The organism is Streptococcus oralis, from assembly GCF_024399415.1.
Classification (GTDB): domain Bacteria; phylum Bacillota; class Bacilli; order Lactobacillales; family Streptococcaceae; genus Streptococcus; species Streptococcus oralis_CS.
The window spans coordinates 843,260-858,042 of record NZ_CP029257.1; the positions used below are offsets into that span (position 1 = coordinate 843,260).

Annotated in this window: 12 protein-coding genes, 2 tRNA genes and 2 pseudogenes; 15 read left to right on the plus strand and 1 reads right to left on the minus strand. The window is 40.9% G+C overall.

The genetic code is table 11. The features are described 5' to 3' along the window. Positions 1–29: 29 nt before the first annotated feature. A complete protein-coding gene (plsY, locus tag DG474_RS04150) occupies positions 30–671 on the minus strand; it encodes a glycerol-3-phosphate 1-O-acyltransferase PlsY (protein ID WP_255778876.1) in 642 nt (213 codons plus the stop codon). A gap of 135 nt (positions 672–806) precedes the next feature. Between plsY and parE the strand changes: the two genes are divergently transcribed. The 15 genes and pseudogenes from parE to dnaX all read left to right on the plus strand — a co-directional run bounded on the left by parE (position 807) and on the right by dnaX (position 14,757). Then, positions 807–2,750: a DNA topoisomerase IV subunit B gene (gene parE / locus DG474_RS04155; protein ID WP_255778877.1), complete on the plus strand. Its 1,944-nt coding sequence runs from the start codon at positions 807–809 to the stop codon at positions 2,748–2,750. A 12-nt stretch (positions 2,751–2,762) separates the two neighbouring features. Then, positions 2,763–3,239: a hypothetical protein gene (locus DG474_RS04160; protein ID WP_083303863.1), complete on the plus strand. Its 477-nt coding sequence runs from the start codon at positions 2,763–2,765 to the stop codon at positions 3,237–3,239. Between the two features lie 18 nt (positions 3,240–3,257). Further along, positions 3,258–3,800: a hypothetical protein gene (locus DG474_RS04165; RefSeq protein ID WP_255778878.1), complete on the plus strand. Its 543-nt coding sequence runs from the start codon at positions 3,258–3,260 to the stop codon at positions 3,798–3,800. Between the two features lie 778 nt (positions 3,801–4,578). Beyond that, a pseudogene (locus DG474_RS04175) lies at positions 4,579–5,137 on the plus strand (aminoglycoside 6-adenylyltransferase); the annotation flags it as partial. Between the two features lie 91 nt (positions 5,138–5,228). Further along, the gene (locus DG474_RS04180; protein WP_125388936.1) at positions 5,229–5,603 is read left to right on the plus strand and encodes a GNAT family N-acetyltransferase; all 375 of its coding nucleotides are present in this window, start codon (positions 5,229–5,231) and stop codon (positions 5,601–5,603) included. Positions 5,604–5,669: 66 nt separating this feature from the next. Beyond that, positions 5,670–5,888: pseudogene (locus DG474_RS04185) on the plus strand (GNAT family N-acetyltransferase); the annotation flags it as partial. 16 nt (positions 5,889–5,904) lie between these two features. Next, positions 5,905–6,723: an aminoglycoside 6-adenylyltransferase gene (locus tag DG474_RS04190; RefSeq protein WP_255778960.1), complete on the plus strand. Its 819-nt coding sequence runs from the start codon at positions 5,905–5,907 to the stop codon at positions 6,721–6,723. Positions 6,724–6,966: 243 nt separating this feature from the next. Beyond that, the gene (parC, locus tag DG474_RS04195) at positions 6,967–9,447 is read left to right on the plus strand and encodes a DNA topoisomerase IV subunit A (RefSeq protein WP_255778879.1); all 2,481 of its coding nucleotides are present in this window, start codon (positions 6,967–6,969) and stop codon (positions 9,445–9,447) included. Between the two features lie 116 nt (positions 9,448–9,563). After that, positions 9,564–10,601 carry a branched-chain amino acid aminotransferase gene (locus DG474_RS04200; RefSeq protein WP_304665709.1) on the plus strand — a complete coding sequence of 346 codons (1,038 nt, stop codon included), beginning with the start codon at positions 9,564–9,566 and terminating at the stop codon, positions 10,599–10,601. Positions 10,602–10,713: 112 nt separating this feature from the next. Continuing rightward, positions 10,714–10,944 (plus strand): DUF2969 domain-containing protein, encoded by a 231-nt coding sequence (locus tag DG474_RS04205; protein ID WP_049484231.1) that lies wholly within the window; start codon positions 10,714–10,716, stop codon positions 10,942–10,944. A gap of 49 nt (positions 10,945–10,993) precedes the next feature. Continuing rightward, positions 10,994–11,074, plus strand: a tRNA-Tyr gene (locus DG474_RS04210). Positions 11,075–11,082: 8 nt separating this feature from the next. Next, positions 11,083–11,154 (plus strand) — tRNA-Gln (locus tag DG474_RS04215). Positions 11,155–11,316: 162 nt separating this feature from the next. Then, a complete protein-coding gene (gene rpsA / locus DG474_RS04220; RefSeq protein ID WP_001001617.1) occupies positions 11,317–12,519 on the plus strand; it encodes a 30S ribosomal protein S1 in 1,203 nt (400 codons plus the stop codon). A gap of 82 nt (positions 12,520–12,601) precedes the next feature. Continuing rightward, positions 12,602–13,099 carry a free L-methionine (R)-S-oxide reductase MsrC gene (locus DG474_RS04225; protein ID WP_084878429.1) on the plus strand — a complete coding sequence of 166 codons (498 nt, stop codon included), beginning with the start codon at positions 12,602–12,604 and terminating at the stop codon, positions 13,097–13,099. Next, on the plus strand, positions 13,099–14,757 hold the full coding sequence (gene dnaX, locus DG474_RS04230) for a DNA polymerase III subunit gamma/tau (protein WP_255778881.1): 1,659 nt from the start codon (positions 13,099–13,101) through the stop codon (positions 14,755–14,757). The genes DG474_RS04225 and dnaX overlap by 1 nt, the downstream gene beginning before the upstream one ends. The last annotated feature ends 26 nt before the right edge of the window (positions 14,758–14,783 follow it).

Sequence of the window (14,783 nt, forward strand, 5' to 3'; positions counted from 1 at the left end):
ACAAAAAAACGTCAGTTCAAACTGGCGTTTTATTTGTTAGGATTTTGATGGGTTAGGTTCAATCCCCAAGGGACAAGATTTTCAGTTTTATTTTTGATACGTGTGATATTATCCTTGTGACGAATGATAATCAAGCTAGCAAGTGCTAGGATAATCAAAATGAAGAGAGGGTCATAGTTGTTCAGGATAAATCCAATTAGTGGAAATAGGAGAACTCCAATAACGGCTGCGATAGAAGCAGTAACGCTAGACAGTGAAATCATACTACCTAGATAGAGGCTTCCAAAGAATACGATTGCTAGATAGAGACAGAAAACAGGCGCAAATCCGAAAATCACTCCAGCACTGGTTGCGACAGCCTTGCCACCCTTAAATCCTGCAAAGATAGGGAAAGTATGTCCAATCACAGCCAAAAGTCCAAATACAAGAGGTGATACACCTTGAAGGTGGAAAAGAATAGGAAGGAGAGTGGCGAAGGTTCCTTTAAAGAAGTCAATCACAAAGGTTGCCATACCCGCTTTCTTACCTAAAATTCGGAAAGTATTGGTTGTTCCCGTGTTGCCAGAACCATGTTCACGCAGATTTGTTTGAAAGAAGATTTGTCCAATCCAAAGACCAGACGGAATCGAACCTAGCAGATAAGCTAAAATTAATAATACAAATGTCATCATAGAACTATTATACCATGAAATGGTATAGAAAGTCAGAGAATATCCTGTGAAATTGTGACGGCTGAAAGGGAAAAGCTTTGCAAAATCGCTAGAAAACCTGTAAAATAGAAAAGATGAACAAATAGGAGGTTCCTTGTGTCAAAAAAGGAAATCAATATTAATAACTACAATGATGACGCCATTCAGGTGCTAGAAGGGTTGGATGCGGTTCGTAAACGTCCAGGGATGTATATTGGATCGACCGACGGAGCAGGTCTCCATCACCTAGTCTGGGAAATCGTGGATAATGCGGTTGACGAAGCCTTGTCTGGATTTGGTGATCGCATCGATGTGACGATTAATAAAGACGGGAGTCTAACCGTTCAAGACCACGGACGTGGGATGCCAACGGGAATGCACGCCATGGGAATTCCAACTGTTGAAGTTATCTTTACCATTCTCCACGCTGGAGGGAAATTCGGTCAAGGTGGCTATAAGACATCTGGAGGTCTTCACGGAGTCGGTTCTTCGGTTGTTAATGCACTCTCAAGTTGGTTGGAAGTTGAAATTATCCGTGACGGTACAGTCTACAAGCAACGTTTTGAAAATGGCGGGAAACCCGTCACAACCTTGAAGAAAATTGGTACAGCACCCAAGTCTAAGACCGGTACCAAAGTCACTTTCATGCCTGATGCGACGATTTTCTCTACGACTGACTTCAAGTACAATACCATTTCAGAACGACTCAATGAGTCAGCCTTTCTCTTAAAAAATGTCACCTTGTCTTTGACAGATAAGCGAACAGATGAAGAAATCGAGTTCCATTATGAGAACGGGGTTCAGGACTTTGTTTCTTACCTCAATGAAGACAAGGAAACCTTGACGCCAGTCCTATACTTTGAAGGGGAAGACAATGGTTTCCAAGTGGAAGTAGCTCTCCAGTACAATGATGGATTTTCAGATAACATTCTATCTTTTGTCAATAACGTTCGCACCAAGGATGGGGGGACGCACGAGACAGGACTCAAGTCAGCCATTACTAAGGTCATGAATGACTACGCGCGTAAGACAGGACTTCTCAAGGAAAAAGATAAAAATCTTGAAGGGTCAGACTACCGCGAGGGACTAGCAGCCGTTCTTTCTATTCTGGTGCCTGAAGAACACCTCCAGTTTGAGGGTCAGACCAAGGACAAACTTGGAAGCCCACTAGCTCGTCCAGTTGTGGATGGGATTGTGGCTGATAAGTTGACCTTCTTCCTTATGGAAAATGGGGAACTGGCTTCCAATCTCATTCGCAAAGCTATCAAGGCTCGTGATGCGCGCGAGGCGGCACGTAAAGCGCGTGATGAGAGCCGAAATGGTAAGAAAAACAAGAAAGACAAGGGCTTGTTGTCTGGAAAATTGACTCCAGCCCAGTCTAAAAACCCTGCAAAGAATGAACTCTACCTAGTCGAGGGGGACTCTGCCGGTGGTTCTGCCAAGCAAGGTCGTGACCGTAAGTTCCAGGCTATCTTGCCCCTTCGAGGTAAGGTCATTAATACAGCCAAGGCCAAGATGGCGGATATCCTTAAAAATGAGGAAATCAACACCATGATTTATACCATCGGAGCGGGTGTCGGAGCAGACTTCTCTATTGAAGATGCCAACTATGACAAGATTATTATCATGACCGATGCGGATACAGATGGTGCCCATATTCAGACTCTTCTCTTAACATTCTTCTACCGTTATATGCGTCCGCTAGTTGAGGCAGGACATGTCTATATCGCCCTTCCGCCTCTTTACAAGATGTCCAAAGGTAAAGGCAAGAAAGAAGAAGTAGCTTATGCTTGGACGGACGGTGAACTAGAAGAACTTCGCAAGCAGTTCGGCAAAGGAGCCACTCTCCAACGCTACAAGGGACTTGGTGAGATGAACGCGGACCAACTCTGGGAAACAACCATGAATCCAGAAACCCGCACTCTTATCCGTGTCACGATTGAAGACCTAGCACGCGCTGAACGCCGTGTTAATGTCCTCATGGGAGATAAGGTCGAGCCACGCCGTAAGTGGATTGAGGATAATGTTAAGTTTACGCTAGAAGAAGCGACTGTGTTTTAAGGAGTGTGAATAATGAATAGTTCAGGACATTCGATTTTTGGAAGTTACTTGGGTTTAATTTTCTTAGTTTCTTTACCCTCAGCTATTCTTGCATTCTACATCAATAGTCGAAAAAAAAGTTTCCAAGGTTTATATGCACCGATTGTATTTACTTTGTTTATGATCTTGATGCTTTTATTCAATATGGATTCGTCAGAATCCGGTTCTTTAGTGGCATCCTTTGTCATGATTTTATTTGGTTTTCCTTTGATAGCAGGAGCTTTAGTCTACACACTTATTCGATTGTGTTATGTCTATCCGGAGAAACGGTGGAAGGCTTTTTTGATTTTCCTATCCTATATTTTAGGTCCCCTATCTGTGGGTATTCTGGGATGGTATGTGGTAAATTTAGTTCAGATTCATCTGTTGACATTCTTGGTAATGATTTTGATGATTCTAGTTTCCTATCTTCCTCCTCTCTATCTCCATTACACCAAACGAAATCAGTAAGCAAAGGGGGAGTGAATAGTGAACAGTTATTTAATAATGATATTTTTCTTTCTCGAAATCATTGTTATTGCTGGGATAATTCTTGATGCAATCTCCAATAAAGAGAAAATAGAATATTCAAGCTCCTTAAGTTCCCTAGTATTTATGGCTTGTAATATAGGAATGTTTGTAGTGTTCAATCCGTCTTTAGACGAACCATACTTAGGAGCATTTGTACGGGTGTTTTCCATCTACGCTCATGCGCCTCTGTGCTTAACGTATGCGATTACTAGTCTTTATAAGAGTATCAAGCACGTCAAGTATTTCCCTAGTAAGTTTGCCCGGATCCTAATATGTAACGTTGCACTTATATTTCTACTCTCAATTGTAAATATTTTAGTATTATTTAGAGGGATTAAAGAAATCTATATATTTATTTTCTTGCAAGGCCTTTTTTCAGGAATTCAATTCCTACTTTGGATGCTTGAAAGAACAAGAGTTCGAAAACTACAACAACAAAAGAAAGAAGATGCTCCTTTTACTAATCATGTTTCAGATGAGGGTGACATAGATGAGAACTAACCAGGAAATACTTGAAATGATTTTTGGAATAGTTAAACCTTAAAAGTTGACGCTGATAAGAACTCAAGTATCTCCTCCTCAATAATCTGACGGAAAATATCATTCAGGTCTGTTTCTTTAGAGGACGCTTTATACTATTTGAAGGATATTATTTTTACCATACAGGAAAGTCGCATCGTTCAAGTAAAAATGATTATCATATTTGTTATGTAAATAATATATAGAACTAAAGGGGGGTCAGTAATGTTTAGGGAATTTACGTTATCTACTTTGATTAGGGAATTTATGTATTTTATTCCCGTTATAACCATAGTAATTTTTGCAATTATAAGTGATTTAATATCTAACTTGGGGAAAAAAGAAAACGCTCGTGCAGTGTCCCTATTTATGTTGAACATCTTCACTATTGGCTTTTGCCTATTAGATAAAGGTTACCCATACTTTGGACAAAGGTTTATCTTTTATTATGTAGGTTGCTTCACACCTTTGATGATCGCATATTCATTATATACCCTCTATAGGAGTATAAAACATTATATGCATTTTAGGAGAACATTTGCTATAATACTTCTTATCAATGCCATCTTTATTTTTTCCCTTTCATTGGTAAATATGTTTGTTGTCTGGGAAATCATAAAAAATTACCAAAAAAGTGACATAATATCTACTTATTATATTTTAATTGTTTTAGGGATTTGCTCAACTATCCAATTAATCGTAGGGGAACTTGAGAAGAAAAGAATACGAGTCCTTCAGAAACAAGAGGAACTAGATAGTTATGAAAAATAACTTAATTAAAGGTAGATGCAGAAAATATAGAAGTCAAGAGCAAATGCTGAGGTTGATTTCACAGACTGCTAAATCTATACAAGTTGAGGCTGTCGCCATGTCTGGTTCACGGACAAATCCAAAAGCACCAAAAGATGAGTTTCAGGATTACGACGTGGTCTATGTCGTGGACGACTTAGATAATTTGACGAGTGACCTTTCTTGGTTAGACCAGTTTGGCACTCGTATCATTGAGCAGCATAATGTCCTAGGCAACCGTCGACTTTATCTGATGCTATTTGAAGATGGAAATCGGATTGATTTGACCCTCTGTCCTACGGAGTATATTCAAGAGTGGGTGGATAGTGAAGCAGGGTTCACCATTTTAGAAGATAAGAAGGGTTTATTTGAACCCTACTTTCCAAGTCCTCAACGTTACTGGACAAGTCCAGCTAGTCAGACAGATTTTGAAAAAGCCTGCAATGAATTTTGGTGGGTATCAGCCTATGTGGTTAAGGGTATTCATCGCAAGCAAGTTCTCTATGCAACGGAACATCTCAATGCTATCCGTTGTCGCTATAAAAAACGCAAACCTGCTATGAAGGTAACGGAAGCAGTGGGGAGTGTTAATTAAGTCTGACAGATTTGGAGGAATAGAAGATGATTATCAGACCTGCAAGCAGAAAAGATTGTCAAGCTATTTATAGCCTTTATCAAAGTGAAAAATGGCTTTCATTTACAGAGGAAAAAGTGACATCTCTATTTTCAACAAACATGTCTCATTACTTGGTGATTGAAGAGGACCAGAAAATCCTCGGCTTTGTCCGTTATCTGACGGATGAAGTGCTGACGACCTTTTTAGCTGAAATAATTATTGATAAATCCCACCGCAGAAAAAGACTGGGACAGCAGCTGATTGAGGAGATCCACAAAAAATATCCTTTGACACGGATTGAATTAATATCTGAAGCAGATGGATTTTATCGGGCAATAAGTTTTAAGCCTGTTGGTACAGGATTTAGAAAATCTGAATGAAAGGAGACAGCCAATGACGCTTGACAACAAACTGGGTCTGACAGATTCGCTTGAACTAGCCAAGATGGTTATGCGACGGAGGCTGCCCAAGCCTGTCTAGACTTTGCTTTTCAGCAAGCTAGCTTGTCAAAAGTTTACTCTTTTACATCCTTACTCAATCAACTTTCGCAAAAAGTCATGCAAAAACTGAGCATGGAATTTGTCAAAGAATTTGATGATGAAAAAGTTCCAGCAGACAGTCCGCTTTATAGACATGTCCTCTACAGAATCAGGAGTTTCCACTAAAAAGGCAGGTATTCCCATGAGAACTGAAACCGAGATGTTTGATGTGATTTTGCAAACCGCAAAAGTGCTACAGGTTGATGCTGTGGCTCTATCTGGTTCACGTACAAACCAAAAGATTCAAACAGATGAGTTTCAAGACTATGATGTTGTTTATGTCGTGGACGACTTAGATAATCTGACGAGTAATCTTGCTTGGTTGGACCAGTTTGGAACACGTATCATTGAGCAGCATAATATCCTTGGCAATCGTCGTCTCTACCTCATGCTCTTTGAAGATGGTAACCGGATTGATTTGACTCTATGTCCTAAAAAGTATATCCAGGAGTGGGTAGAAAGCGAAGCGGATTTCACGGTGCTAGAGGACCCTAAGGGTTTATTTGCGCCTTATTCTCCAAATCCTCAGCGTTACTGGACAAGTTCAGCTAGTGAGATAGATTTTGAAAAAGCCTGCAATGAATTTTGGTGGGTTTCCGCCTATGTGGTCAAGGGAATCTGTCGCAAGCAACTTTTCTATGCAACTGACCATCTCTACGGGATTTGCCAACAAGAACTCTTGAAGGTCTTGGCTTGGCAGGTTGCAAGTGATAATGGAACAGTCGATATCGGCAAGAATTACAAGTATCTTTTCCAGTATTTACCTACAGAGAAAGAGAAGGAATTCTCAGCTCTGCTTGATTTTTCAAGTGTAGAGAAACTTACTCAATCCCTATTCTCCACAATGAATCTCTTCCACAGAGAAGCTCAAATTCTTGCTCAAAAGATGGGATTTGATTACGATAAGGAAGTGGCGGAGAAGATGATTCAGTATGCTGAGGAGAGACTGATTAATCGCTAACTAAATAAAGACCTTAATTTAAAAGATTAAACTACAGAAAGGGTCGTTTGGTTATTTATCGTAACTGAACACGGTACTAATTTCCGTAAAATATCCTTTATTCTACAAAACCTACTCTATATTCTTTGAAAGGAGTTGAACACGCCCTAAATGCTGTGTGAAAAAGATAAATTCTCTTGTGAGCATCGCTCACTGCAATAATTTCTTATTTTCACTTTGCATTTTACGGGCTTTGTATCCTATATGAGTAACATTCAAAATATGTCCCTTGAGGACATCATGGGAGAGCGCTTTGGTCGCTACTCCAAATACATCATTCAAGACCGAGCTTTGCCAGATATTCGTGATGGACTCAAGCCGGTTCAACGTCGTATTCTTTATTCGATGAATAAGGATGGCAATACCTTTGACAAGAGCTACCGTAAGTCTGCAAAGTCTGTCGGGAACATCATGGGGAATTTCCACCCCCACGGTGACAGTTCTATCTATGATGCCATGGTTCGTATGTCTCAGGATTGGAAAAACCGTGAGATTCTAGTTGAAATGCACGGTAATAACGGTTCTATGGACGGAGATCCGCCGGCGGCAATGCGTTATACTGAGGCGCGTTTGTCTGAGATTGCTGGTTATCTCCTTCAGGATATCGAGAAAAAGACAGTTCCCTTTGCTTGGAACTTTGACGATACGGAGAAAGAACCAACTGTCTTACCAGCAGCCTTTCCAAACCTCTTGGTTAATGGTTCGACTGGGATTTCGGCTGGTTATGCCACAGATATTCCTCCGCATAATTTGGCAGAGGTCATTGATGCGACTGTTTACATGATTGACCACCCAACAGCCAAGGTGGACAAGCTCATGGAATTCTTGCCTGGACCAGATTTCCCGACAGGAGGGATTATTCAAGGTCGTGATGAAATCAAGAAGGCCTATGAAACTGGGAAAGGGCGCGTGGTCGTTCGATCTAAGACGGAGATTGAAAAGCTAAAAGGTGGTAAGGAACAAATCGTTATCACTGAAATTCCTTATGAAATCAATAAGGCTAATCTAGTCAAGAAAATCGATGATGTTCGTGTCAATAACAAGGTAGCTGGTATTGCTGAGGTTCGTGATGAGTCTGACCGTGACGGTCTTCGTATTGCTATTGAACTCAAGAAAGATGCTAATACCGAGCTCGTTCTCAACTATCTATTCAAATATACTGACTTGCAAATCAACTACAACTTTAACATGGTGGCGATTGACAATTTCACGCCTCGTCAGGTCGGGATTGTCCCAATCTTGTCTAGCTATATCGCCCACCGTCGTGAAGTGATTTTGGCGCGTTCTCGCTTTGACAAGGAAAAGGCTGAGAAACGTCTGCATATCGTCGAAGGTTTGATTCGCGTGATTTCGATTTTGGACGAAGTGATTGCCCTTATCCGTGCTTCTGAGAATAAGGCTGACGCTAAGGAAAATCTCAAGGTCAGCTATGAATTTACAGAGGAGCAGGCAGAGGCTATCGTAACCTTGCAACTTTACCGTTTGACCAATACCGACGTGGTTGTCTTGCAGGAAGAAGAAGCAGAGCTTCGTGAAAAGATTGCTATGCTGGCGGCCATTATTGGTGATGAACGGACTATGTACAATCTCATGAAGAAAGAACTCCGTGAGGTCAAGAAGAAATTTGCGACTCCACGTTTGAGTGCTTTAGAAGATACAGCAAACGTAATTGAGATTGATACAGCGAGTTTGATTGCCGAGGAAGATACCTATGTCAGCGTAACCAAGGCAGGTTACATCAAGCGTACCAGTCCTCGTTCCTTTGCGGCTTCCACTCTGGAAGAAATTGGCAAACGTGATGATGATCGTTTGATTTTTGTTCAATCGGTTAAGACAACGCAACACCTCTTGATGTTTACAACTCTTGGAAATGTCATCTATCGACCAATCCATGAATTGGCAGATATTCGCTGGAAGGATATCGGAGAGCATCTGAGCCAGACCATTACCAACTTTGAAACTAACGAAGAAATCCTCTATGTAGAAGTTGTTGATCAGTTTGATGATGCGACTACCTACTTTGCAGCAACTCGCCTTGGTCAAATCAAGCGTGTAGAACGCAAAGAATTCTCTCCATGGCGGACCTACAAGTCTAAGTCTGTCAAGTATGCTAAGCTCAAAGACGAGACAGACCAGATTGTAGCAGTGGCTCCGATTAAACTGGATGATGTACTCTTGATTAGCCAAAACGGTTACGCCCTTCGTTTCAATATCGAAGAGGTACCGGTTGTTGGTGCCAAGGCTGCAGGTGTCAAGGCTATGAACCTGAAAGTAGATGATGCACTTCAGGCTGCCTTTATCTGTAACACTTCATCCTTCTACCTCTTGACCAAACGTGGTAGCTTGAAACGTGTCTCTTGTGAGGAAATTCCGGCGACCAGCCGTGCCAAACGAGGCCTACAAGTCTTGCGTGAGTTGAAAAACAAACCGCACCGTGTCTTCTTGGCTGGAGCAGTTGCAGAACAAGGCTTGATCGGTGATCTTTTTAGTACAGAAGTAGAAGAAAACGACCAAACGTTACTTGTCCAATCTAACAAGGGAACAATCTATGAGAGTCGATTGCAAGACCTCAACTTGTCAGAACGTACTAGCAATGGAAGCTTTATTTCAGACACCATTTCAGATGAAGAAGTTTTCGATGCTTACCTCAAAGAAGTCTTTAAAGAGGATAAAGCGAGTTCGTAAAAAGAATCAGTCCAGAGGGCTGATTTCTTTTGTGTTGAAAAAATTTTCAGAAAATTACAAATAATACTTGAAATTTTACTAGAAAAGTGTAGAATAGAACACATAGTTTGAATAGTATAAAGGAGAAAAACATGACAGTTGCAATTGATTGGGAAAACCTTGGATTTGCTTATATGAAATTACCTTACCGTTATATCGCTCACTACAAAAATGGTCAATGGGATCAAGGAGAATTGACAGAGGATGCAACCTTGCATATTTCAGAGTCTTCTCCAAGTCTCCACTATGGACAGCAAGCATTTGAGGGATTGAAAGCCTATCGTACCAAGGACGGCAGTGTTCAATTGTTCCGTCCTGACGAAAATGCTAAGCGTTTGCAACGTACTTGTGACCGTCTTTTGATGCCACAAGTTCCGACAGAAATGTTTGTAGAAGCTTGTAAAGCAGTTGTGCGTGCAAATGAAGAATACGTCCCACCATATGGAACAGGTGGAACCCTTTATCTTCGTCCGCTGTTGATTGGTGTCGGGGATATTATTGGGGTAAAACCAGCAGAAGAATATATTTTTACCATCTTTGCTATGCCAGTAGGTAACTATTTTAAAGGTGGTTTAGTCCCAACTAACTTCTTGATTCAGGATGAATACGACCGTGCAGCTCCGAATGGTACAGGTGCGGCCAAGGTAGGTGGAAACTATGCTGCTAGTCTCCTCCCAGGTAAAATGGCCAAGTCACGCCAATTTTCAGATGTTATCTACTTAGACCCATCTACACATACAAATATTGAAGAAGTCGGATCAGCCAACTTCTTTGGAATCACGGCAGACAATGAATTTGTTACGCCATTGAGTCCATCCATCTTGCCATCTATTACCAAGTATTCTTTGCTTTATTTGGCAGAACACCGCTTGGGCTTGACTCCGATTGAAGGCGATGTCCCAATTGATAATTTGGATCGTTTTGTAGAGGCAGGAGCTTGTGGTACAGCAGCGGTTATTTCTCCAATTGGAGGCATCCAACATGGCGATAATTTCCATGTTTTCTATAGTGAAACAGAAGTAGGTCCTGTGACACGTAAACTTTATGATGAATTGACTGGTATCCAATTTGGTGATGTAGAAGCGCCTGAAGGATGGATTGTCAAAGTGGACTAAAAGACACGAAGCAAAGAGAAACTCCATAGCAGTTGTAATAGCTGAAATGGAGTTTTTTCTTGCTAGTTTGAGCATTTTCTTGTACAATAGAAAAAGTGAAAAGAGGTAAAGTATGAGTAAAAAAGATAAGAAAATTGAAATCCAATTAACCGATGCAAAAGTGACTGTTGGAAAAGACAGCTATGAAGGATACATTTTGACAATTGGGAAAAAGGTTATTGGGGAAATTGCCGAATTAGATAACCAATTTGCCATCATAAAGAATGGAAATGTCGATAGTTTTTATAAAAAACTTGAAAAAGCTGTGGAAATTTTGATTGAAAACTATAATTTGACAAAATAATACTTGTTTTATTGAAAATTTCATGATATAATAGTTCTCGTTAAACATTGGAGAGATAGCGAAGAGGCTAAACGCGGCGGACTGTAAATCCGCTCCTTCGGGTTCGGGGGTTCGAATCCCTCTCTCTCCATTCATCAATGGGGTATAGCCAAGCGGTAAGGCAAGGGACTTTGACTCCCTCATGCGTTGGTTCGAATCCAGCTACCCCAGTTCTTAGGTAATAAATTCAAGATAAAAAGAAAAATATCTTAGGGTATTTTATTTTTATAATTGAAAGACGTGAACGATATGAACATGTCTTTGCGGGTGCTTAGGAAAAAAATTATAAGTATGTCAAGTTTGGAAAAACTTGATTGTTGGAGGATTTTTTAGATGAACGAATTTGAAGATTTGCTAAATAGCGTTAGCCAAGTTGAGCCTGGTGATGTTGTTAGTGCTGAAGTATTGACAGTTGATGCGACTCAAGCTAACGTTGCAATCTCTGGGACTGGTGTTGAAGGTGTCTTGACTCTTCGCGAATTGACAAACGATCGCGATGCAGATATTAATGACTTTGTGAAAGTAGGAGAAGTATTGGATGTTCTTGTACTTCGTCAAGTAGTTGGTAAAGATACTGATACAGTTACATACCTTGTATCTAAAAAACGCCTTGAAGCTCGCAAAGCATGGGACAAACTTGTAGGACGCGAAGAAGAAGTTGTTACTGTTAAAGGAACTCGTGCCGTTAAAGGTGGACTTTCAGTAGAATTTGAAGGTGTTCGTGGATTCATTCCAGCTTCAATGTTGGATACTCGTTTCGTACGTAACACTGAACGTTTCGTAGGTCAAGAATTTGATGCTAAAATCAAAGAAGTTGATCCTAAAGAAAACCGCTTCATCCTTTCACGTCGTGAAGTTGTTGAAGCAGCTACTGCAGCAGCTCGTGCTGAAGTATTCGGTAAATTGGCTGTTGGTGATGTCGTAACTGGTAAAGTTGCTCGTATCACTAGCTTTGGTGCTTTCATCGACCTTGGTGGTGTTGACGGATTGGTCCACTTGACTGAATTGTCACACGAACGTAACGTATCACCTAAATCAGTTGTAACTGTTGGTGAAGAAATCGAGGTGAAAATCCTTGATCTTAATGAAGAAGAAGGACGCGTATCACTTTCACTTAAAGCAACAACACCTGGACCATGGGATGGCGTTGAGCAAAAGTTGGCTAAAGGTGATGTAGTAGAAGGAACAGTTAAACGTTTGACTGACTTTGGTGCATTTGTTGAAGTGTTGCCAGGTATCGATGGACTTGTTCACGTATCACAAATTTCACACAAACGTATCGAAAATCCAAAAGAAGCTCTTACTGTTGGTCAAGAAGTTACTGTTAAAGTCCTTGATGTTAACGCTGACGCAGAACGCGTATCACTTTCTATCAAAGCTCTTGAAGAACGTCCAGCTCAAGAAGAAGGACAAAAAGAAGAAAAACGTGCTGCTCGTCCACGTCGTCCAAAACGTCAAGAAAAACGTGATTTCGAACTTCCAGAAACACAAACAGGATTCTCAATGGCTGACTTGTTCGGTGATATCGAACTTTAATCAAATTGATAATCACAAAATCCTTTGTTTAAAACAAGGGATTTTTCTTTTGTCTCTTTCCCATTTTTGATATAATAGTTCTATGTTAGATTCAGAAAAACAATCACAATATCAATTGTTAAATGAGGAACTCTCTTATTTACTTGAAGGTGAGAGCAATGTTCTTGCCAATCTTTCGAATGCTAGTGCCCTCCTAAAATCTCGCTTTCCCAATACTGTATTTGCAGGGTTTTATCTGTTTGATGGTAGCGAGTTGGTTTTAGGGCCTTTTCAGGGTGGCGTTTCGTGCATTCGCATCCCACTTGGAAAAGGCGTATGTGGAGAAGCTGCTGAGTTTCAAGAGACTGTTTTAGTTGGCGATGTGAGCACCTATCCAAACTACATTTCTTGTGATAGTATGGCCAAGAGTGAAATCGTGGTTCCCATGCTCAAGAATGGTCAATTGCTGGGTGTCTTAGACCTAGATTCTTCACTTATTGATGATTACAATGCCGTTGACCGTGATTACTTGGAACAATTTGTCGCTATTTTGCTTGAGAAGACAGAATGGGACTTTACGATGTTTGAGGAGAAAGCCTAATGTATCAAGCACTTTATCGAAAATATAGAAGCCAGACTTTTTCACAACTAGTAGGTCAAGAAGTTGTGGCTAAAACCCTAAAACAAGCAGTCGAGCAGGAAAAGATTAGTCATGCTTATCTTTTCTCGGGTCCTCGTGGGACTGGGAAGACCAGTGTAGCCAAGATTTTTGCCAAGGCTATGAACTGTCCCAACCAAGTGGACGGAGAACCATGTAATAACTGCTATATCTGCCAAGCAGTGACAGAAGGTAGCTTAGAAGATGTTATCGAAATGGATGCGGCTTCAAATAATGGAGTTGATGAAATCCGTGAAATTCGTGATAAATCTACTTACGCTCCTAGTTTAGCACGTTATAAGGTCTATATCATAGACGAGGTTCATATGCTGTCTACAGGAGCTTTTAATGCGCTTTTGAAGACTTTGGAAGAACCAACTCAAAATGTTGTCTTTATCTTGGCGACCACCGAATTGCACAAGATTCCAGCAACCATTTTATCGCGTGTCCAACGTTTTGAGTTTAAATCGATTCGAACGCAAGATATCACGGCACATATTCATCATATTTTAGAAAAAGAAAATATCAGTTCTGAACCAGATGCTGTGGAAATCATTGCCAGACGAGCTGAAGGTGGAATGCGGGATGCCTTGTCTATTCTAGACCAAGCCTTGAGTTTGACGCAAGGGAATGCTTTAACTACAGCTATCTCTGAGGAGATTACAGGCACCATTAGTCTAACAGCGCTTGATGACTATGTAGCCGCCTTGTCTCAGCAGGATGTTTCAAAAGCACTTGATTCTTTGAACCTTTTGTTTGAAAATGGCAAGAGCATGACGCGTTTTGTGACGGATCTCTTGCAGTATTTGCGTGATCTACTAGTTGTTCAGACAGGTGGCGAAAATACTCATCATAGTCCAGTTTTTATGGACAATCTAGCTCTTTCTCAGGAAAGTCTCTTTGAAATGATTCGAATAGCGACTGTGAGCTTGGCGGATATGAAAGCTAGTCTACAACCTAAGATTTATGCTGAGATGATGACCATTCGTTTAGCGGAGATTAAGCCTGAACCAATGCTTTCAGAAGCTGTCGAAAGTGAAATCTCTGCACTGAGACAGGAAGTAGTTCGTCTCAAACAAGAGCTTGCCAATGTAGGCACAACTCCTAAACAAGTTGCGCCAGTCCCTAGTCGTCCAGCCACTTCCAAGACAGTCTATCGAGTGGATCGCAACAAAGTTCAGTCTATTCTGCAAGAAGCTGTTGAAAATCCTGATTTGGCACGACAAAACTTGATTCGCCTCCAGAATGCATGGGGAGAAGTGATTGAAAGTTTAGCTGGACCTGATAAGGCCCTTCTCGTAGGTTCTCAACCAGTTGCGGCCAATGAACACCATGCTATTTTAGCCTTTGAGTCTAATTTCAATGCTGGGCAAACCATGAAACGGGATAACCTCAATACCATGTTTGGCAATATTCTCAGCCAAGCGGCTGGATTTTCACCTGAAATCCTGGCAATTTCCCTAGAGGAATGGAAAGAGGTTCGTGCAGCATTTTCAGCTAGAAACAAGTCTTCTCAAGCAGATCAAGAGGTAGAAGAAGAGAACTTGATTCCAGAAGGATTCGAATTTCTTGCTGATAAAGTCATGGTCGAAGAAGACTAAAAGTGGATTTCATGGTACAATAATCC

Bases quoted from the DNA above. Each gene is read 5' to 3' on its own strand.
- plsY (WP_255778876.1), bottom strand. From the start codon at position 671: ATGATGACATTTGTATTATTAATTTTAGCTTATCTGCTAGGTTCGATT.
- DG474_RS04160 (WP_083303863.1), top strand. From the start codon at position 2,763: ATGAATAGTTCAGGACATTCGATTTTTGGAAGTTACTTGGGTTTAATT.
- DG474_RS04180 (WP_125388936.1), top strand. From the start codon at position 5,229: ATGATTATCAGACCTGCAAGCAGAAAAGATTGTCAAGCTATTTATAGC.
- DG474_RS04190 (WP_255778960.1), top strand. From the start codon at position 5,905: ATGAGAACTGAAACCGAGATGTTTGATGTGATTTTGCAAACCGCAAAA.
- parC (WP_255778879.1), top strand. From the start codon at position 6,967: ATGAGTAACATTCAAAATATGTCCCTTGAGGACATCATGGGAGAGCGC.
- DG474_RS04205 (WP_049484231.1), top strand. From the start codon at position 10,714: ATGAGTAAAAAAGATAAGAAAATTGAAATCCAATTAACCGATGCAAAA.
- rpsA (WP_001001617.1), top strand. From the start codon at position 11,317: ATGAACGAATTTGAAGATTTGCTAAATAGCGTTAGCCAAGTTGAGCCT.
- DG474_RS04225 (WP_084878429.1), top strand. From the start codon at position 12,602: ATGTTAGATTCAGAAAAACAATCACAATATCAATTGTTAAATGAGGAA.
- dnaX (WP_255778881.1), top strand. From the start codon at position 13,099: ATGTATCAAGCACTTTATCGAAAATATAGAAGCCAGACTTTTTCACAA.